General features: G+C 73.3%; 19 protein-coding genes. 6 read left to right on the forward strand and 13 right to left on the reverse strand.

All coding sequences use genetic code 11. The features are described from left to right. Nucleotides 1-23: 23 nt before the first annotated feature. The 4 genes from ACN27B_RS08895 to ACN27B_RS08910 form a co-directional block, all read right to left on the reverse strand. Nucleotides 24-1,466 carry a sensor histidine kinase gene (locus ACN27B_RS08895; RefSeq protein ID WP_099163288.1) on the reverse strand — a complete coding sequence of 481 codons (1,443 nt, stop codon included), beginning with the start codon at nt 1,464-1,466 and terminating at the stop codon, nt 24-26. Then, complete coding sequence (locus tag ACN27B_RS08900) at nt 1,459-2,151, reverse strand: response regulator transcription factor (RefSeq protein ID WP_422744411.1); 693 nt, start codon at nt 2,149-2,151, stop codon at nt 1,459-1,461. The genes ACN27B_RS08895 and ACN27B_RS08900 overlap by 8 nt, the downstream gene beginning before the upstream one ends. Nucleotides 2,152-2,220: 69 nt before the next feature. After that, on the reverse strand, nt 2,221-2,733 hold the full coding sequence (locus ACN27B_RS08905; RefSeq protein WP_099163287.1) for a hypothetical protein: 513 nt from the start codon (nt 2,731-2,733) through the stop codon (nt 2,221-2,223). Nucleotides 2,734-2,839: 106 nt separating this feature from the next. Continuing rightward, on the reverse strand, nt 2,840-4,012 hold the full coding sequence (locus ACN27B_RS08910) for a thiolase family protein (RefSeq protein ID WP_099163286.1): 1,173 nt from the start codon (nt 4,010-4,012) through the stop codon (nt 2,840-2,842). Nucleotides 4,013-4,112: 100 nt separating this feature from the next. Between ACN27B_RS08910 and ACN27B_RS08915 the strand changes: the two genes are divergently transcribed. Continuing rightward, the gene (locus tag ACN27B_RS08915; protein ID WP_172967888.1) at nt 4,113-4,547 is read left to right on the forward strand and encodes a PH domain-containing protein; all 435 of its coding nucleotides are present in this window, start codon (nt 4,113-4,115) and stop codon (nt 4,545-4,547) included. A gap of 578 nt (nt 4,548-5,125) precedes the next feature. Here the strand turns inward: ACN27B_RS08915 and ACN27B_RS08920 are convergent. Beyond that, entirely contained in the window at nt 5,126-6,070 is a 945-nt protein-coding gene (locus ACN27B_RS08920) for a rhomboid family intramembrane serine protease (RefSeq protein ID WP_099163284.1), read from the reverse strand. Between the two features lie 25 nt (nt 6,071-6,095). Beyond that, the gene (locus tag ACN27B_RS08925; protein ID WP_091568142.1) at nt 6,096-6,626 is read right to left on the reverse strand and encodes a peptidylprolyl isomerase; all 531 of its coding nucleotides are present in this window, start codon (nt 6,624-6,626) and stop codon (nt 6,096-6,098) included. 84 nt (nt 6,627-6,710) lie between these two features. Between ACN27B_RS08925 and ACN27B_RS08930 the strand changes: the two genes are divergently transcribed. Then, complete coding sequence (locus tag ACN27B_RS08930) at nt 6,711-7,532, forward strand: hypothetical protein (RefSeq protein WP_099163283.1); 822 nt, start codon at nt 6,711-6,713, stop codon at nt 7,530-7,532. Between the two features lie 75 nt (nt 7,533-7,607). On the opposite strand, the gene corA is transcribed toward ACN27B_RS08930, so the two are convergent. Continuing rightward, nucleotides 7,608-8,756 carry a magnesium/cobalt transporter CorA gene (corA, locus tag ACN27B_RS08935; protein ID WP_091568134.1) on the reverse strand — a complete coding sequence of 383 codons (1,149 nt, stop codon included), beginning with the start codon at nt 8,754-8,756 and terminating at the stop codon, nt 7,608-7,610. Nucleotides 8,757-9,116: 360 nt separating this feature from the next. After that, nucleotides 9,117-10,211 (reverse strand): PLP-dependent aminotransferase family protein, encoded by a 1,095-nt coding sequence (locus tag ACN27B_RS08940; RefSeq protein ID WP_422744415.1) that lies wholly within the window; start codon nt 10,209-10,211, stop codon nt 9,117-9,119. A gap of 202 nt (nt 10,212-10,413) precedes the next feature. Between ACN27B_RS08940 and ACN27B_RS08945 the strand changes: the two genes are divergently transcribed. Then, a complete protein-coding gene (locus tag ACN27B_RS08945; protein WP_371682236.1) occupies nt 10,414-11,229 on the forward strand; it encodes a 3'(2'),5'-bisphosphate nucleotidase CysQ in 816 nt (271 codons plus the stop codon). A gap of 96 nt (nt 11,230-11,325) precedes the next feature. After that, nucleotides 11,326-12,477, forward strand: coding sequence for a hypothetical protein (locus ACN27B_RS08950; RefSeq protein WP_422744417.1), 1,152 nt, complete (start codon nt 11,326-11,328; stop codon nt 12,475-12,477). A gap of 10 nt (nt 12,478-12,487) precedes the next feature. Here ACN27B_RS08950 and ACN27B_RS08955 read toward each other — a convergent pair whose 3' ends face one another. From ACN27B_RS08955 to ACN27B_RS08970, 4 genes are read right to left on the reverse strand one after another with little or no spacing between them, the layout of a single operon-like run. Then, nucleotides 12,488-13,402 carry a glycosyltransferase family 2 protein gene (locus tag ACN27B_RS08955; RefSeq protein WP_099163279.1) on the reverse strand — a complete coding sequence of 305 codons (915 nt, stop codon included), beginning with the start codon at nt 13,400-13,402 and terminating at the stop codon, nt 12,488-12,490. Then, nucleotides 13,399-14,370, reverse strand: coding sequence for a sulfotransferase family protein (locus ACN27B_RS08960; RefSeq protein WP_099163278.1), 972 nt, complete (start codon nt 14,368-14,370; stop codon nt 13,399-13,401). The genes ACN27B_RS08955 and ACN27B_RS08960 overlap by 4 nt, the downstream gene beginning before the upstream one ends. Continuing rightward, the gene (locus ACN27B_RS08965; RefSeq protein WP_098747576.1) at nt 14,358-14,891 is read right to left on the reverse strand and encodes a glycosyltransferase; all 534 of its coding nucleotides are present in this window, start codon (nt 14,889-14,891) and stop codon (nt 14,358-14,360) included. Before ACN27B_RS08965 ends, ACN27B_RS08960 begins: the two co-directional genes overlap by 13 nt. Nucleotides 14,892-14,947: 56 nt before the next feature. Then, nucleotides 14,948-15,388, reverse strand: coding sequence for a UDP-N-acetylglucosamine--LPS N-acetylglucosamine transferase (locus ACN27B_RS08970; protein WP_099163277.1), 441 nt, complete (start codon nt 15,386-15,388; stop codon nt 14,948-14,950). A gap of 236 nt (nt 15,389-15,624) precedes the next feature. On the opposite strand from ACN27B_RS08970, the gene ACN27B_RS08975 reads away from it, so the two are divergent. Next, a complete protein-coding gene (locus ACN27B_RS08975; RefSeq protein ID WP_091568104.1) occupies nt 15,625-16,614 on the forward strand; it encodes a sulfotransferase in 990 nt (329 codons plus the stop codon). A 42-nt stretch (nt 16,615-16,656) separates the two neighbouring features. Here ACN27B_RS08975 and ACN27B_RS08980 read toward each other — a convergent pair whose 3' ends face one another. Further along, nucleotides 16,657-17,436, reverse strand: a complete 780-nt coding sequence (locus ACN27B_RS08980; protein WP_141561954.1) for an N-acetylglucosaminyltransferase — start codon at nt 17,434-17,436, stop codon at nt 16,657-16,659. Between the two features lie 337 nt (nt 17,437-17,773). Between ACN27B_RS08980 and ACN27B_RS08985 the strand changes: the two genes are divergently transcribed. Further along, a complete protein-coding gene (locus tag ACN27B_RS08985) occupies nt 17,774-19,639 on the forward strand; it encodes a Wzz/FepE/Etk N-terminal domain-containing protein (RefSeq protein WP_305777688.1) in 1,866 nt (621 codons plus the stop codon). Nucleotides 19,640-19,650 lie beyond the last annotated feature (11 nt).

A 19,650-nucleotide genomic window follows, 5' to 3' on the forward strand; every position in this document is an offset into this window, starting at 1 on the left:
TCCCCACCCCCACGAGCGGATCGTCAGGCCGATGTTCGAGCCAGGTAAGGATCTCCGGGCAGCCGGACGGTGAAGGCCGCCCCGCCCTCCGGGGCGTGCGCGGCGGTGATGTCGCCGCCGAGCCGGCGTACCAGCCCGGCGGCGAGCGCCAGCCCGAGGCCGCTGCCCACCTTGCGCACCCCCCGGTACCGCTGGTGCAACGCGCCCCGCTCGAACGCCACCGCCAGGTCGTCGTCGGTGAAGCCGGGGCCGCCGTCCCGGACCTCCAGCACGCCGCCGGCCGCCGGGTCCGCGCCGGCGGCCCGGACCGCGAGCACCACCGGCGCCCCCGGGGGTACGACCCGCAGCGCGTTCTCCAGCAACCCGTCCACCACCTGCCGGATCCGACCCGGATCGGTGTACGCGGGCACCGGCGCGCCCGGCGACTCGACCCGGAACGGCACCCCGACCGCCGCGCACCGGTCCGACCAGGTCCGCTCCGCGTCGGCGGCGAGCCGGCTCAGGTCCACCGGACCGGGATCCAGCGGGAAGTCGGCGGCCTCCAACCGGGCCAACGCGAGCAGGTCGCTGACCAGTCGGTCCAGGTGCTCCGCCTCGGCGAGCACGGTCCGGCCGGTCGCCGGCACCGCGTCGGCGTCGATCACGCCGTCGGCCAGCGCCTCGGCATAGCCCCGGATGGCGGTGAGCGGGGTGCGCAGCTCGTGCGAGACGGAGAGCAGGAACTCCCGCTGCCGGCCCTCGCTGGTGGCCAGCGCGGCGGCCAGCCCGTTCAGCGCGTACGCCAGGTCCGCCACCTCGTCGGGCGGCTCGACCGGCACCCGGACCGCCCGGTCACCGGCCCGGAGCCGGGCGGCGGCGGTGGCCGCGACGCGGATCGGCCGGGCCAGCCGGCGGGCGAGCAGCAGCCCGGCGGCCGCGCCGGCGGCGAGGCCGGCGAGCAGCGGCAGCCAGAGACCGCGCAGCACCTGCTGCCACGGGCCGGTGGTGACGGCCCGGGTGAGCACCACCCCGTCACCGCCCGGCAGCGCCCGCGCCTCGACCAGCCGGCGTTCCCCGTCGACCAGCCGTCGACCGGAAACGTTCTTGCCGGCGGCGACCCGGGTGACCAGCGGTGCGGGCAGGCCGGGGCGGTCGACCCGACCGCCCCGGATCACGTACACCTCGATCTTCTGCTGGCGGAGCTGGCGGATGAGCCGGTCCCCGGCGCTGTCCCGCTGGCGGACCGCCCGGACGCGGAGCACCTCGGCGGCGAGCCGGGCCTGGGCGGCCAGCGCCTCCTGGTCCCGCCGTTCGGCGCCGCGCACCGCCAGGGGCACCGCGACCAACGCGGTGACCAGCACCGACACCAGCGCGACGGCGCAGGTGACGAGCACCGCGCGGGCGGTCAGCGTGTGCGCGCTCCGGCGGCGGGCGGGCGGCGCCGGCGGGCCGACGACCGGCAGCGCGACGGTGGGGTGGTCAGGCATCGGCCGCGTACCCGACGCCGCGGTGGGTGCGGATCACGCTGGCCGGGCCGAGCTTCGCCCGAACCTGCGCCACGTGCACGTCGACGGTCCGGGTGCCGGCGTGCGCCGCGTACCCCCAGACGCCGGCCAGCAGTTCCTCCCGGGTGAACACCCGGCCGGGGCGGGCCATCAGGTGGGCGAGCAGGTCGAACTCGGTGGAGGTGAGCTGCACCGGTACGCCGCCGACGGTGACCGTGCGGCGGCCCGGGTCGAGGGTGACCGCGCCGAGCACCCGTGGTCGCTCGGCGGTGGCCGGTGTGCCCGACGTGCGGCGCAGCACCGCGCGGACCCGGGCGACCAGCTCGCGCGGGCTGAACGGCTTGGTGACGTAGTCGTCCGCGCCCAGCTCCAGCCCGACCACCCGGTCCACCTCGTCGTCGCGGGCGGTAAGGAAGATGACCGGCGTCCAGTCGCCCGACGTGCGCAGCCGCCGGCAGATCTCGGTGCCGGCCAGGCCGGGCAGCGCGATGTCGAGCACGCAGGCCACCGGGCGCAGGCGCCGCGCGGCGGCCAGGCCGGCGTCGCCGTCCCGTTCCAGGTGTACGCCGAAACCGTCCCGGGTCAGGTAGAGCCGGACCAGGTCGGCGATGGCCGGCTCGTCCTCCACCACGAGGACGAGCCCGCGCTGTGCGGCGTCGGCGGTCACCGGCCCATGATGACCGCTCGGTGGTCCCCGGGAAGGTCCGGGGAACGTTCGGGTCAGGTAAGAAGAACGTCAGCGCGCCGGCGCCGGGCGGAGCACGGCGGGCCGAGCGGCGGTCGGGGAGTCGCCGATGGTGGCGACGAGCCGTTCCGCCGGCGTCCGCAGCCGGGTACGGAAGGCGTGGTTCAGCAGGGCGTCGAGCTGCCACACCTGCTTCGGGTGGTGGGTGCGGATGAGAAACCGTTCACGGACCCCGTCGATCGCGGTGGCCGCCAGCTCCAGGCTGTGCGCCCGCGGGTCGGGGCTCCAGGTGACGTTGCTCAGCTCCCGCAGCTCGGTGTTGAGGTGCAGGCGGAGCCGGTGCAGCACCCGGGTCTGCCGGGTGACCACCAGCCGGCGGTGGGTGAGGAGCATCAGGTACTCGCCGCCGACCGGGTGGTCCGGGCGGCTGCATCGGGTGACCAGGATGGTGGCGTCGCCGGAGCCGACGCACCGGCGGAAAACCGGCATGTGTCGGGTGACGGTCTGGGTGGCCAGGCCGGTCTCGGCGGCGGCCGGAAGGAACGTTCGCGAGAACACGTCCATGCCCGGTGCAACGAGCGGCTGACCAGGGGTGATATGGGTCACGCCCGATTTTTGGAACTTCCACCCGTGCAAATCGCACCTGCGGTGCGACTGCGCCGACTCCGGCTCAGAGCAGCTCGACGATGGTGGCGTTGGCCATGCCGCCGCCCTCGCACATGGTCTGGAGGCCGTAGCGGATGCCGTTGTCCCGCATGTGCTGGAGCATCGTCGTCATGATCCGCGCGCCGGACCCGCCGAGCGGGTGGCCGAGCGCGATCGCGCCGCCCCGGGGGTTGAGCCGCTCCGGGTCGGCCTCGGTCTCGGCCAGCCAGGCCAGCGGCACCGGGGCGAACGCCTCGTTCACCTCGTACACCCCGATCTCCTCGATGCCCAGCCCCGCGCGGCGCAACGCCTTCGCGGTGGCCGGGATGGGCGCGGTGAGCATGGCGACCGGGTCGTCGGCGGCGACCACGGCGGTGTGCACCCGGGCGAGCGGACGCAGGCCGTGCCGGCTGGCCCACTCGCTGGTGGTCACCGCGAGCGCGGCGGCGCCGTCGGAGATCTGCGACGCGGACCCGGCGGTGACCACGCCGTCGGGGCGGAACGGGGTGGCCAGCTCGCCGAGCTTGGCCAGTGAGGTGTCGCGACGGATGCCCTCGTCGGCGGCGAACTTGGCGCCGTCGGCGAGCGCCACCGGCGCCAGCTCCGGGTCGAACGCGCCGGCGTCCTGCGCGGCGGCCGCCTTCTCGTGGCTGGCCAGCGCGAACTCGTCCAGCTGGGTACGCGAGAACCGCCACCGCTCGGCGATCAGCTCGGCGCCGACGCCCTGGTTGAACGGCAGCGGCGAGTCCTCGGCGACGCCCTCGACGCCGCGGTAGCGCTCCAGGATCGCCGGGCTGAACGGCATCCCGCCGGCCACGCTGGAGCCCATCGGCACCCGGGTCATCGACTCGACGCCGCCGGCGACGACCAGGTCGGCCTGGCCGGAGAGGACGGTGGCGGCGGCGAAGTGCAGCGCCTGCTGGCTGGACCCGCACTGCCGGTCGAGCGTGGTGCCGGGGACCGACTCCGGCCAGCCGGCGGCCAGCACCGCGTTGCGCGCCACGTTCCAGGACTGCTCGCCGACCTGCGACACACAGCCCCACATCACGTCGTCGACCTGGCCCGGGTCGATGGCGGTGCGCTCGGCGAGCGCGCGCAGCACGTGCGCCGACAGGTCGACCGGATGCACCCCGGCGAGACTGCCCTTGCGTCGCCCGACCGGGGTCCGCACCGCGCCGACGATGACCGCGTCACTCATGTCTACTCCCCGGTAACCTCGCTTGCCCCGATCCTACGTGCTGACCCGACCGGTCGTCCTCCCCCGCCCTGCGGGCACCGGCGGCTGGCATGCTGGTCGGATGGATCCACAGTCGTCACCGGCCCGACAGTGGCGGGTGCCGCGCACGTCGCCGGTGGTCAAGGCGCTCGGCGCGCTGCTCCTGCTGGCCCTGGGACTGCTGCTCGCCGCCGGCGACCCGGTCCGCCCGGCGCTCGCCGGGCTGGCTGCCGCCGGACTGCTCGCCTGGGCGCTGCGCGACGTCGTCGCGCCGGTCCGACTCGCCGTGGACCCGGAGGGGATCACCGTGATCCGCGGGTTCGCCGGGCGCCGCAGGCTGCCCTGGGCGACCGTGGAGGCGATCCGGCTGGACCGGCGCAGCCGCCGCGGGCTCACCGCCGAGACGCTGGAGATCGACGCGGGGGAGTCGCTGCACCTGTACGGCCGGCGCGACCTGGACGCGCCACTGGACGAGGTGGCCGCCGCGCTCACCGCCGCCCGCGCCGCCGCGCGCTGAGCCCCACACCGACCGTTCACGTGCGCCGCGCGACGCCCGCCGCCGTCAGGCTCGGGCGATCGCGCGCCTTCAGCCGCGGGCCGGCCGGACCGAGCCGATCGCCAGGGCCTGGCATCCCGGCCCGGACGGGACCGAGACGGGCCGAGCCGGGCCGAGCCGGGCCGAGCCGGGCCGGGAGGGGCGGTGGAAGCCGCAGGAGCGGGAGCCAGCGGGACAACTCATCACTGATGAGCGATATACCGCTCAGTCATAATTATGACTGAGCGGTATATCGCTCTCGGGCACACTGTCGCCGAGACGCGACCCGCCTCGTGGGAACACGCCCGAGGCGCGACGTCTCAAGGGTCACGCCCGAGGTGGACACGTCCAGAGGAACAAGCCCGAGGTCGACATGCCCAGGGAACACGCCCCAGGGACCACGTCCCAAGGAACACGCCGGAGAGGAGGCCTCCGGGGCGACCTGGCCGAAGGCAACCTGGCCGAGCGTTGCCCCACTGCGCGGCCCTGCCCGCGCAGTGCCACGCCTCGACCGCCGGACCTGCTCGCGCGAAACCGGGGTCGTCAGCCGCGGCAGCGGGTCAGCCGAGCAGCGCCGCGGTGCGGACGACGGCCAAGCCGATCAGGGCGACCAGCAGGATCGCGCCGCCCGCCGCCTGGAAGACGGTCCGCCGCATCCGCGGGGCGTACGCCAGGACCAGGGCCATCACCGCGCCGACCACGAGCCCACCGAGGTGCCCGGCCACGGAGATGCCCGGCACGGTGAACGTGAAGATCAGGTTGATCACCAGGATCGGCACGATCGCCGAGGTGTCCCGCCCGAGCCGACGCATGATCACGAAGATGGCGGCGAACAGGCCGAAGATGGCCGTCGACGCGCCGACCGCGGGCTGGTTCGGGGCGCTGAAGAGATAGACCGCGACGTTGCCGCCGAGCCCGGCGATCAGGTAGAGCGCCAGGAAGCGCAGCGGCCCGAGCACCGCCTCCAGCGTCCGGCCGAGCACCCAGAGCGCCCACATGTTGAGCAGCAGGTGCACCAGGCCGTAATGCAGGAACATCGCGGTGACCAGCCGGTACCACTGGCCCTCGGCCACCCCGCCGACCGTGCCGTCGGGGAACATCGCCTGGCCGAGCACCGCACCCCAGTTGGTCAGCGGCGTCGAGCCGCCCATCAGGCCGCCGAAGCCGGAGCCGCCGGCGGCCGCGTCACCTCCCCGGTCGGAGGCGATGGAGAGCAGCATGACCAGCACGTTCAGCGCGATCAGGACCTTGGTCACATAGCCCTGGCGGCCGGCGGCACCGCCACCGAAGGCGGTACGCGCCGGCCGCACGCTGCGGCGTCCCTCGGCGACGCACTCCGGGCACTGGTGGCCGACGGAGGCGTCCCGCATGCACTCGGGGCAGATCGGCCGGTCGCATCGGGTGCACCGGATGTACGTCTCCCGATCGGGGTGCCGGTAGCAGACCGGAGTGGTCGGCACCGGCCCCTCGGTGGCGTCACCTGCCTGCCCGGAGCGCTCAGTCATGCGAGCAAAGGTACCCGCGTGACGCTCAGGACGGCTGCCGCTCGATCTCGACCCGCTCGATCACCACGTCCTGCAGCGGCCGGTCACTCGGCCCGGTCGGGGTGTTGGCGATCGAGTCGACCACCTTCGCGGACTGCTCGTCGGCCACCTGTCCGAAGATGGTGTGCCGGTTGTTCAGGTGCGGGGTCGGCCCCACGGTGATGAAGAACTGCGAGCCGTTGGTGCCCGGCCCGGCGTTCGCCATCGCCAGCAGGTACGGCCGGTCGAAGCGCAGCTCCGGGTGGAACTCGTCGGCGAACTTGTAGCCCGGGCCGCCGCGCCCGGTGCCGGTCGGGTCGCCCATCTGAACCATGAAGCCGCTGATCACGCGGTGCGAGATCGTGCCGTCGTAGTAGGGCCCGCTGCCCGGCTGGCCGGTCCGCGGGTCGGTGTACTCCCGCGTGCCTTCGGCCAGCTCCACGAAGTTGCGGACGGTCTTCGGCGCGTGGTTCGGGAAGAGCTCCAGCCGGATCGGGCCGGCGTTGGTGTGCAAGGTGGCGTAGACAGCCTCGGCCACGGGTACTCCTCACTCGTTGGTCAGTTCCTTGCGGATCCTCCCATGTGCCCGATCTGGCCATGCGGAGGCATCCGAAGGTGGAGGATGACGAAGGAACAACTCCCAGGAGGTGGGACCGTGTTTGGAATCGGGCGGCGAAAGACCCAGGGCCAGCTCGCGAAGGCCGAGCTGAACCAGGGCATCGGTCACCTGCGGCAGGCCGCCACGCACGCGGCGAAGGGCGCCGGGGCCACTGTCGGTCCGCGGGTCCAGGCAGCCCGGGTCGCCGTCGCACCCACCGCCGTCCTGGTCCGGGACCGGGCGTCCAGCGGGGTCGCGTCGAGCGTCGCCGCTCTCGCCCCGGTGGTCCTCGCCGTGCGCAACGCGCGGACCGAGGCCGCCGGCAAGGCGTCGACCGGTCGCCGGGCCGTGGCGGCGAAGCAGTCCGCGATGACGAAGAAGGCGAAGAACATGAAGGTGGGCAAGAAGAAGCAGCGCAGGTCGCGTGGCATGACCACCGGCCTGCTGATCGCCGGCACCGTGGCCGGCCTGGCCGGGGCGATGGCCATGCGCCGCCGCCGCGAGCAGCAGGAGTGGGCCGAGTACGACCCGACCGGCACGCTCGGCCCGACCGGTCAGGACAAGCTGGAGCCGATGCGGGAGGACGTGGACACGATCGTGGTGGAGACCCCCGACGCGAGCGCGAAGGTGACCCAGGCCGGCCCGACCGGCGCCGGCAGCTCCGCCGTCGCCAACGGCAGCAGCTCGTCGACCACCGCCCCCGCCGGTGACCCGGTGATCCACCCGAACAGCAAGGTCCCCTCGGTCGCCGAGGGCGCCCGGGACGTCAGCGGCCGTCCGGCCGACGACATCACCAAGGCCACGCAGAACGGCAAGAGCGCCGCGAAGGCCAGCGGTCGCCGCTGACCCCAGGTTCTCGGAGCAGCGCCGGCGCGCGGGTACGTCCCGCGTGGCCGGCGCTTCCCGTTGCCGGCGGCGTGCCTACAGCCAGCCGTTGCGGCGGAACAGGCGGTAGAGCGTGAAGGACGCCGCCAGCATCAGCGCCCACACGCCCGGATAGCCGTACGTCCACCTCAGCTCGGGCATGTTGTCGAAGTTCATGCCGTAGATGCCGGCGATCGCCGTCCACACCGCACCGATCGCGGCCCAGGCGGCGATCTTGCGCATGTCGTTGTTCTGGTCGACGGTGACCTGGGCCAGCCGGGCCTGGAGGATCGAGTTGAGCAGGTCGTCGTAGGAGTTCACCTGCTCGACCGTGCGGCTGAGGTGGTCCTGCACGTCCCGGAAGTAGCGGCGCACCTCCTGCGGCACCGCGCGGTTGACCTGGGAAGTGAGCGTCATCAGCGGGCGCTGCAGCGGCACCACCGCGCGCTTGAACTCGACCAGCTCCCGCTTCATCTGGTAGATCCGCTGGATCCGGCCGCTGCTCTGGCGGTCGAAGACGTCCGCCTCCAGCACGTCGAGGTCGTCCTCCAGCCGGTCGGCGACCTCCAGGTAGAGGTCGACCACCCGGTCGGTGATCGCGTACGCGACCGCCCACGGCCCCTGCCGGAGCAGGTCCCGCTTCGCCTCCAGGTCGGCCCGGACCGGCGACAGCCGGCAGGCGTCCCCGTGCCGGACGCTGATCACGAAGTTCGGCCCGATGAAGAGCATCACCTGGCCGGTCTCCACCACCTCGGAGTTTTCGGTCAGCTCGGTGTGCTCGCAGTAGCGGGCGGTGCGCAGCACCAGGAAGACGATCTCCCCGAAGTGCTCCAGCTTCGGGCGCTGCTCGGCCTTGACCGCGTCCTCCACCGCCAGTTCGTGCAGGCCGAAGGTGGCGGCGATCTCGGTCATCTCGGCCAGGTCCGGCTCGTGCAGGCCGAGCCAGACGAAGCCGTCCCGCTCCCGGCGGGCGGCGGCCAGGGCCTCGGCGTACTGCGGGCGGCCGGGCTGACGCTCGCCGTCGACGTAGAGCCCGCAGTCGACGATGCCGCTGCGACCGGGGCCGGCCGGCTGGGGCGTACGCGGGGAGCCGTCGGCGTTGAGGATGCGGGACATCGCGCGTACCGGGGCGGCCCAGGCGCGTGGCCGGAGTGCCCGGCCGCCGTTCTCCCCGGCGGTGCGGTCGCGTGCCACCCGGTCCGTCATCTCTCGCCCCCTCTCCGCGAAGCTGCGGCTTGCAGGTTACGCCGATCGGGAGCGGGCGCGGCACGGGCGGACGCGGGTCCGGACGGGCGGCTGCGACGGGCGTCACGCGGTGTGGCGCCGGGCGGGCCGGGCCGCGTCAGGGGGGTGAGGGGCGACACGGCCCACCCGGCACCCCTTGGGGGCGGGAGTGATGCTGGGCGCGCCCCCGGCCCGGCCCGGGGCGGGGAACTGCCGCCCGGGGCGTGCGGGCCGGTCACCGGGAAAGGTGAGCGGCGCTCGCAGCATTGTGGGCCGCCGGCCGGCCCAGCGGGAGAGCCGAGCCGGCCAGCAGGGCCGTTCTGTCAAAAACCCGACAGAAAACTAGCCGCGAACCGCCGCCATCGCCTCGGCGAGCCGCCGGACACCCTCGTCGATCCGGTCCGCCGTCACGGCGGAGTAGGCCAACCGCAGCGCGTGCCGGCCGCCGTCGACCATGAAGTCGCTGCCCTTCACCACCGCGACGCCGCGCTCGGCGGCGGCCGGCGCCAGCCGGTCGACCTCGACGTCCTCCGGCAGCTCGACCCAGAGGAAGTAGCCACCGTCCGGCTCGACGAACCGGGCCTCCGGGATGTGCCGGCGCAGCGACTCGGCCAGCACCGCGGCCCGCTCGCCGAGCGCCGTGCGGACCGTCCGGATCGACTGCTCGATCGACCCGGAGACGCAGAACTGGTGCACGATCGCCTGGGCCACCATGCCCGGCGAGATGTAGAGGTTGGTGGCCCGCTTGGCGATCGCCGCGATCAGCTCCGCCGGGCCGACCAGGTAGCCGACCCGCACGCCCGGGCAGACCGTCTTGGTGAAGCTGGAGGCGTGCACCACCACGCCGCGGCTGTCCATCGACAGCATCGACGGCAGCGGCTCGCCCCGGAAGCGGACGTCCGCGTACGGGTCGTCCTCGAAGATGGTGAACTCGTACTCGGCGGCGAGATCGAGCAGCTCACGGCGCTTCTCCAGGGAGAGCGTCACGCCGGCCGGGTTCTGGTAGTTCGGGATCACGTGGGCCAGCTTCGGCCGGACCCCGGACTCCAGCAGCTTGCGCAGCTCGGCGGTGTCGAGGCCGTCCGGCTGGATGGTCACGCCGTGCACCTCGCCGCCCATCTGCTGGAGGTTGAGCAGCGTGCGGTCGTACGTGGGGCGCTCGACGACCACCGCGTCGCCGCGCCGGACCAGGTGGTCGAAGAGGAACGCGTCGGCCTGCAGCGAGCCGTTCGTGACCAGCACCTGATCCGCCTCGACGCCGTGCTTCTCGGCGATCCAGCGGCGGAGGGGCGGGTAACCGACGGAGGTGCCGTACGCCGTGACCCCGGCGGGGTCGGCGTCGAAGGCGCGGACGGCGGCGGCCTTGAGCCCCTCGACATCGACGATGTCCAGCGAAGGAGCCCCACGGGCGAAGGAGATCAGCTGCTCGGCGGTCATGCGCAGAGCCTAGGGCCTGCATCCGGCGGTCCGACCGGCATACACGCGAAGTTCAACATGCGGGCAGAACTCGGTGGGCCGGGCGTACCGTTTCGGCCCCCGTACTTGTTGTCCACTCGCCCCACCGGCCAAGATGGTGCGGTCCGGGCGGCGGGCACCCGCCGGCCGCCCGTCGACATCAGACAAGGTGGTGGATGGCAAGGTGTCCGACGACATCGATCGGCTCGACGATCAGGCCTTCGCGCGCTGGCTGGCCGGACGCGCCGGCGAGGCGCTGACCGCGCTGCGCGCCGGCCAGGGCTTCGCCGACCCGCGGGCGCTCAAGGACGCCGGCGACCAGGCCTCGCACGAGCTGATGCTGGCCGCGCTGGCCCGCTACCGGCCGACCGACGCGGTGCTCTCCGAGGAGCAGGCGGACTCCCGACAGGACTTCTCCACCGGCGACCGGGCGGCCCGCCTCGACGCCGACCGGGTGTGGATCATCGACCCGCTGGACGGCACCCGGGAGTTCTCGGAGGAGGGGCGCACCGACTGGGCCGTCCACGTGGCCCTCTGGGAGCGCTCGGCCGGCCCGGACGGCGGTCTGACCGCCGGCGCCGTCGGCATGCCGGCGCGGACCGGCGCGGACGGCACCCCGCTGATCCTGGGCACGGGCGAGCCGACGCCCGCCGCGGTCGACGGTCCGCTGCGGATCGCGGTCAGCCGCAGCCGGCCCCCCGCGTTCGTCCCCCAGCTCATCGAGGACCTCGGCGCGGAGGCGGTGCCGATGGGCTCCGCCGGCGTCAAGGTCTGCGCGGTGGTGACCGGCCAGGCCGACGCGTACGTGCACGCCGGCGGGCAGTACGAGTGGGACTCCGCCGCCCCGGTGGCGGTCGCGCTCGGGGCGGGGATGCACGCGTCCCGGATCGACGGGTCACCGCTGCGCTACAACGCCGCCAACCCCCGCCTGCCCGACCTGCTCGTCTGCCGGCCCGAGCAGGCCGAGCAGCTGCTGAAGGCCATCGACCGGTTGCTGTGACGGCACCGCACCGACCCGCCGCCTCGCTCGTTGCACTATGCGGTGACGCCGGTGCTGAGCCGGGAGACAGCTGACACGCCGATCCGGAGGAGGATCATGGGACCCGGCCCGTCAATCGCACCCGTTCGCGATGCCCACCCGGCCCCGACCCCACCCCCGGGCCGGCGGCCACGCCGCCTCTACCGGCGCGGCTGGCTCGTCGCCGTCACCGCGACCGTCGTCCTGCTCAGCACGACGGTCGCCGTCGCGGTCACGCAGGAGCGGGAGCCCGCACGGCAGCCGGCCCCGGAGGCGAACGGGCCGGGAAGCATCGCGACCACGCCCGGCGGGGCCGCGTCCCTGTCCGCCCGTCCGACCGGTGGGGTCGCCGGGCTCGGCGCCAACCCGAGCCTCTCGCCCGGCCAGTCCCCGTCGGCCAAGCCCGGCTTCCAGCCGTTCCCGGCGCCGCGGGCCACCCTGCCCGGGGCGAGCATCCACCTGGTCGGCGGCGAGAGCTTCAGCGCCGGCGTGGCCCGTTCCGACCGCACCTACGGCCCGTTGCGGATGGTCCGGGTGTTCTACCCGGGTCTGCCGCCCGCCTGGTCGGGCAGCCGCGCCGACGTGGTCGACCGGACCGTGGTGGTGTCCTTCAAGGCGCCGCCGGCGGAGGTCGCCGCCGGCAAGCACGACGCCCGGCTGACGCAGTGGTTCGCCTCGATCCCGCGCGACCACGACGTCTACTGGTCGTACTTCCACGAGCCGGAGAACGACGTGGAGAGCGGCAACTACACCACCGCCCAGTTCCGGGCCGCCTGGCGCCGGGTGGCCGGCCTCGCCGACCGGGCCCAGAACCCGCGGCTGCGGGCGACGCTGATCCTCATGTGCTGGACGCTGAACCCGAACTCCCGGCGCAGCTTCACCGACTACTACCCCGGCGGCGACGTCGTCGACGTGCTCGGCTGGGACTGCTACAACAGCGGCGGCAAGTACAACCGCTACACCGAGCCGGCCAAGGTCTTCGGGCCGATGATCAGCAAGTCGAAGGAGCTCGGCAAGCCCTGGGGCCTCGCCGAGACCGGCAGCGTGCGGATCGCCGGGGACAGCGGCACCGGCCGCGCCGCCTGGATCCGGTCGATGAGCAGCTACCTGAACGGGCAGCGCCCGCTCTGGGTGGCCTACTACGACTACAAGGTGTCCGGCGGAGACTTCCGGCTCACCGACCAACCCAGCAAGGACGCCTGGCGCGCCTGGTGCTCGGCGTCCGCCTGACCGCTCCGGCTCAGATGCCCCGACCGCGCTTGTGCAGCGTACGCAGGACGCGGTCGGGGTCCACGGCCTTGCTGGCCACGGCGAGCGCCAGGTAGGCGCGGGCCTCCTTCGGGTTGCCGGCCAACGTGCGGCGGGCCCAGCGGACGGCCTCCCGACGGTTGCCCATCGCGGCCTGGGCGAACGCGATCTGCCCGGCGACCCGGGCCTCCCCCGCCGGCACCGTGGCGAACTCGGGGTAGCGCTCCAGCAGCCACTGCAACGCGGTGGAGATGGTCTCCCAGCGCTGGGCGAAGTATGACCGCTTGTGCCAGCGCACCGTCACGTACGGCTCGGTCAGGTTGACCAGCGGCGCGTGCCGGGCGGCCCGGAGCAGGAACTCGTAGTCCTCCGCGTAGCTGCCCGGGATCTCCTCGTCGACCAGCCCGATCGCGTCGACAAGCGCGTCCCGCCGGATCAGGAACGTGGACGGGTGCAGTTCGGTGTGCCGGTCGCGCAGCAGCGACGCCAGCGGCACGCGGTTCATCGACAACGAGCGGTCGACCTGGCGGCCGTCGTAGTCGACCCGGATGCCGCAGCTGACGAACGCGCCGTCCGTGGTCGCCTCCAGCGCGGCGACCTGGGCGGCCAGCTTGCCGGGCAGCCACTCGTCGTCGTCGTCGCAGAACGCGACCAGCTCACCCTCGGCGGCGAGGATGCCGGTGTTGCGGGCACCCGCGAGGCCGGGGGTGCGGCTGTTGGTGATCACCCGGATCCGCGGGTCATCGGCGAGGGTGTGGTCGGGCTCGGACTGGTCGTAGACGACCACCACGTCGATCCCGCCCGGGTAGTCCTGACCCAGGATCGCGTCGAGGGCGGCGCGCAGCAGCACCGGCCGGTCCCGGGTGGGGACCACGGCGGTCACCTGCGGTGGGTTGCTCCCGGTCACGACGCCTCCGTGCTGTTGGTTCGGCCACCGCCGAGGTATCCGTAGCGCAGGCGCAGCGGCAGCGTCGCGGCGCTGACCACGGCCCGGCTGCGCGTCGGCAGGTTCTCCCGCCAGGCGTTGTCCTGGCGCACCTTCAGCGGACCCGCGCTGAACCGCAGCGGGTTGCCGGCGATGCTGTGCGCCCGGACCAGCGGCACCGGCGGCTCGTCGAGCACCCGCAGCGCGTCCGGGGTGTCGGTGAGGCCGGCGAACCGGCGCACCCGGGTCACGGTGCCGCGCGGGTCGGCGGTGAAGTCCTCGTAGCGCAGCCGGACCACCGGCGCCCGCTGGGCGAGCAGGTGGAACGCCGCGTTCTGCGCGGTCCACAGGCTGCTCACCGTGAACGGGGAGAAGGTCGGCATGTAGGCCTCGCCGTCCACCACCTCGGGGCGGCGGACCTGCTTGGCCCACGAGTAGGCGACCGCCCGGCTGTCCCGGACCAGGTGGACGACCCGCAGGTCGAGATCGGGCGCCCAGCGCAGGGCGAACGCCGTCGAGGCGTGCTTGCTGGAGTCCACCACCACCTCGGCGCCGGTGACCTCGGTCGCCGCCCGGTAGATGCGGGTGTAGAGGTCGGCGTAGCGGCGCACGGCGGCCAACTGCCCGGCCGGCAGGTCGCCCCGGGCCAACTGGGGGATGTGCCGGGTCCGGTCGACCTCGGCCTTGAGCGCCAGCACCTCGTCCCGGTCGACCGCGTCCCAACCGCCGAACGCGTGGTCGCCGACCTGCTGCCAGAACCCGCAGACCGTGAAGCGCTCGCCGCAGCCGCAGCGTTCGTCGCCACCGAGGGCCCGCTCCCAGAGGTGCACCACCTCACCCACGGCACAGACGTCGGGGTGCTGGGCGAGGATCAGCTCCAGCAGGGTGGAGCCGCTGCGTCCGAGGCCGCCGACGAAGAGCACGCGGACCGGCGCGGTCACCGCCACCACCGGCGTCGTCCCGACGCACGCTGGCGTACCAGGTCCTCGACGATCTGGCCGACGCGCGCCGCCGCGGCGGCGCGGGGGTCGGGGCGGTCCGGGTCGGCGTCCAGGCGGAAGGTCGCCGGGTCGACGAGCGCCTTGTCGAGCGCCTCGACCAGGTCGGCCTCGGTCTCGACCAGTCGCACCATGCCGGCGGAGCCGAGCCGGCGGGAGAAGAGCTGCTGGTGGTTGTCGACGTGCTCGTGGTGGGCGGGGTCGCGCGGGACCACGATCGGCAGGTGGCCGTTGCGTCGGGCCTCGGTGATGGTGGCCGGCCCGCCGTGGCAGACCACGACGTTCGCCTCGGCGATCGCCCGCTGCAACTCGTCGTGGGCCAGGAACGGCACCGCGTCCGGCAGGTTCGGCGGGGTGCTGCTGCCGTACTGGAGGACCAGCCGGACCTGCCGCGGACCGTCGGCGCGCGCGGTCCACCAGCGTTCCAGCCAGCCGACCAGCCGGTCGAACCTGTGCACGTCGGTGCCGACCATGGCCAGCACGGTGTCCGGCTCCGGTTCGGTCTGCCGCTGCCGGGGGATGAACGAGGTCACAGCAGATTCCCCACCACGGTGCCGTCGGGATAGAAGCGGCGCTGCTCCTCCCACTGCACCAGCATCGCCGAGAGGAACGGACGGCAGAGCCGGGCGGTGAGCGTGGGGCTGTCGATCCGGTCGTACACCTCGATGTAGACGGTGGGGATCCCGCGCAGCCGCGCCACCACGACGAACGGCAGCGCGACACCGGCACCGGTGGTGACCACCGCGTCGACGTTGCGGCGCTTGAGCGTCCGGACCGCGAGCAGCATGTTCCGGGCCAGGTTCTTCACGTTGCGGGTGGTGGGGTGGTGTGCCCACACGACCTGCTCCCCGTCGAGCAGCGAGCGCGCGTCCGGGGTGTCGAAGGTCACCCAGGAACGAGCGCGGTCGCGATACCAGGGTGCGAGCGCCAGCAGCTGGGCAAGATGCCCGCCACTGGAACCCACGAGCATGACTTCACCGGGCTCCACGTCTCCAACCGCCTCCCCCACCGCACACCCGTGCCACTTCCGTGGGACGGTCAGCTGAGCGCCGGAACAATCTAACGGCACCGCACGCGGAACAGAAGTGGGAGTCACGATTCACGTCCTGCCGGCCGGATTCCTTCACGCATTCCGCCAATCCCCGGCTCCTCCGATCGCGCCTACACTGCCGCTTGACATCCACCGGGGACGAGGAGAAGCGATCGATGACGGCCCAGCAGCCTGCGGCAGCGGACGGTTCCGGGGCGGGCGCTCCGTCCGGCACCGACCGGGTGACGGTGCTCTACGTCTGCGGGATGCCGCGCAGCGGTTCCACCCTGCTCGACCTGATGCTCGGCCAGTTCGTCGACCACTGCGACGTCGGCGAGCTGTTCTACCTGTGGCAGTCCGGGGTGGAACGGAACTTCCGCTGCGCCTGCGGGGAGCACTTCGACGAGTGCCCGTTCTGGGGTGAGGTCGGCCGACGCGCGTACGGCGGTTGGGCGAACATCGACGTGCAGGAGGTCCGCGCCCTGCAACGCCGGGTCGACGCCACCGGCAAGGTTCCGATGATCAAGGGGGCCCGGGTCGTGCCGGGCTTCCGGCAGGACCTGGAGCGCTACACGACCCTGATCACGAAGCTCTACCGGGCGATCGCCGAGGTGTCCGGCGCCAAGGTGGTGGTCGACTCGACCAAGCGCCCCTCGCTGGCGTACATCCTGGCCCGCGCGCCGGAGATCGACCTGCGGCTGGTGCACATCCTCCGCGACCCGCGCGGGGTGGCCTACTCCTGGAGCCAGCTCGTCGAGCTGCCCGAGGGCACCTCCACCAAGGGCCGGATGAACCAGCGCTCGGCCCGGCTGACCGCGCGGCGGTGGGTCACCGTCAACGCGATGATCTCGTCGCTCGCCCGGTCCGGCGTCCCGCGGGTGGTCGTCCGGTACGAGGACCTGGTCCGCGACCCACGGACGGAGCTGGGCCGGATCGCCGCCCTGACGGCCGACGTGACCGGCCAGGTCGACCCGCTGTCGTTCCTGCACGGCACCGAGTTCGAGCAGGCCGGGTCGCACGCGGTGGCCGGCGGACGGATCCGGATGCGCACCGGGCCGATCGCGCTCAGCCTCGACGAGAAGTGGCGTCGTGAGTACGCGCCCGGCCGCCGCCGGATGGTCGGTGCGATGACCTGGCCGCTGCGTCGGCGGTACGACTACCGCTGAGCGGCCGGTCCGGCGGGCCGGTCACCGGCCCGCCGGAACCGGTCAGGCCCTCGGGGTCGCCGCCGCGGCCAGGTGGGCGTCGAGGACGTCGAGCAGCTCCGGGTTGCGCTCGTAGTCGAACTTGCGGGCGAAGTGAGCACCGCTGGCCAACGCCCGGGGCAGGTCGTCGGCAGTGAGCGACTTCGGGTGGTTGAACGTGCTGTTCCGGAAGTCGAAGTAGCGCTTGCAGTCGGGCACCAGGTTGAACCGGTCCGCGCTGCACACGATGGTCTGGAAGACCGCCTCCACCGGCGAGAGGCAGTGCCGGAAGTAGTCGACCACGTCCGGCCGCCGGTCGAAGTATTCCCGCAGGTAGGCCACCACGGGCCAGGTCAACGACGAGAACGCCGACCCGCCGTGCAGCCGCAGGTCGGGTCCGAACGGGGTGCGGGCCCGCCGACCCACCACCAGCCCGTACGACACGTGCACCCGCATCAGCGGCTGGATCCGGTTGACCGCCTGCACCGGCCGGAGCAGCTTCTTGGCCCGCGGGCTGAGCCCGCGCAGCCGACGGTGCTGGAAGTGGTAGCGGGAGCGGACCCGACGTTGCGGCCAGTGGCTCTCCGGGCCGAACGCGTCCCAGTACTCCATGAACCCGTCGGCGCCGGAGCCGATCAGCTCGGCCTCCGCCTGGTCGAGCGGACGGATGGGGTAGTCCTGACCGGTGATGTTCACCAACCAGTCGACCTGGACACCCTCACCGTTCAGCCAGTCCACGGCCGCCATGTAGCGATCGACGTGACTGAAGTCGCCGTAACCACCCTCGTGGTACTGAACCGTCACGTCGCGTAGTGTGCGCAGCTCGGAGAGGTCGAGCGGAGCCCCGTTCACGTCATGGCTGATGTGCACGATACTGTCCGGACTGTACCGCTTCACCGCATGCACCAGCCTGGTCAGCTGGTCGGGCGAACGGTGACTCTGGATGTGATAGCAGAAGCGCACCAGTGCATTATCGTCCCGGCACCCTCCGGGCAGAAGTGGCGGACCCTCGGCGACTTCCACTCTCCGCTCCGATCAGGGAGACTCAGAATTCACCGTGGCGCGGACGTCCCACGGCTGACTGGCCGGTCCGGTCGAAAGGGAGCGACACACTCCGATGCCCTCACCTCACCGCCCCGATGTGCAGCACGACGCGGACGGGCCCACGCTGATGTCCTACCTCGAGTGGCTCCGCCGCCGATGGTGGATCCTCGCGCTCGCGGCCCTGCTCGGCATCGGATCGGGTCTGCTCGTCACCAAGCTGCAGACGCCCACCTACACCTCCACCACGTCGGTGCTGGTGCGCCAGGTCGGCCCCGACGCGGTGCCGGGCAGCAAGGTCAACCTCGACACCGAGGCGCAGGTGGTCCGTTCCCTGGTGGTGGCCGAGCGGGCCCGCGCCCTGCTGAAGACCAGCACCAGCAACGAGGACCTGGTGCGGTCGCTGTCGGTCACCGTGCCGCCGAACAGCCAGGTGCTCCAGATCGCGTACGAGGGCACCACGCCGCAGGCGGCGCAGAACGGCTCGCACTCGTTCGCGCAGGCGTACCTCGACCTGCGGCTCGCCACGGCGGCCAAGGCGGTGGAGAACGAGATCACCTCGATCAACCAGCAGATCGCCGAGGTCAACAAGCAGCTGACCGCGGCCGTCGGCAAGATCGCCGCGGCGCCGGCCAACTCCGCCGCCCGGGCCCAGGCCGAGGCCAGCAAGCAGGTCCTCACCAACCAGCTGACCCGACTCAACGAGCGGCTCAGCCCCCTGCAGGACAACGCGCCCGACGCCGGCCAGATCATCTCCGACGCGGCCCTGCCCCGGAAGCCCAGTTCGCCGAACCGCACGCTCAACCTGGCCAGCGGGATGGGCGCCGGGCTGCTCTTCGGCATCGTGCTCGCCCTGGTCCTGGACCGGCTCGACACCCGGGTCCGGCGGGGCCGCGACGTGACCGCCCGCACGGGCCTGGCGACGCTGCTGGAGCTGCCGCTGCGCGCGCCGTCGCTGAGCATCCTGCCGCCCACCCACCGGGTCTCGCGTGAGTTGGGCCGGCTGCGCAACGTGCTGCTCTCGATCATGTCGGAGCCCCGGCCGGGGCGCGGCCGCCAGCTGCTGCTCACCGACACCTCGCCCGGTCCGGTGGCCGGTTTCGTCGCCGGCAACCTGGCCGCCGCCTACGCCCGCACCGGCGCCCAGGTCGCGATCGTCACCACCCGGCCCGACTCGCCGCTGACCGCCATGTTCGGCGGGGCGAAGCCGCGGCACACCCTCGCCGACGTGCTGCGGCACGACGTCGGCGCGCTCGCCGCGCTCACCCCCGCCCCCGGGCTGAACACGCTGCGCGCCCTGCTGCCCGGCGAGCTGGACACCGACGTGGAGCTGCCGGTCGCCACCATGCTGGGGATCCTCGACGAGCTCGCCGACCGCTTCGACCACGTGCTGATCGAGACCGCCCGGCCCACCCAGGCCGTCGAGGCGCAGGCCCTGGCCCGGCACGTCGACGGCGTGATCCTCGTGATCGAGAGCGGGCGGACCCGGACCAGCGAGATCACCGCCGCCCTGCAGCAGTTCGAGCAGGTGGACGCGCCGGTGCTCGGCAGCGTGATGGCGCCCCGCCTGCCGGAGCAGGCCGGCGGCCCAGCCGCCGGCGCCCCGTCCACGGGTGACAACCAGCGGGACGACAGGCGACCGTCGCCCCGCCCGCGCCCGGAGCCCGTCTTCCGCCCGGGTGGCCAGCCGACGAGCGACAGCACGATGATCCTGCCCCGGCCGGTCGGCTCGTCGACCGGTGGTTCCGCCCCGCGCAAGCCGGCCCCGGGCCCCCGCAAGCCGACCCCGAACCCGGCCCCGAGCGCCGTGCCCGCCGCCAAGCCCGGCCCGCCCGCACCGGTCCAGGCCGGCGGCGCGGTCCGGCAGCCGCCGTCCACCGTCTACCGCTCGAAGCGCGACATCGACGGTGTCGACGGCCAGGGCCGGCTCTCGATGGCCTTCGACCCGGTGGAGGACCAGGAGTGAGGCTCCGACGG

Origin of the sequence: Micromonospora sp. WMMD754, from assembly GCF_049315235.1 — a bacterium.
GTDB classification, from domain to species: Bacteria; Actinomycetota; Actinomycetes; order Mycobacteriales; family Micromonosporaceae; genus Micromonospora; species Micromonospora sediminicola.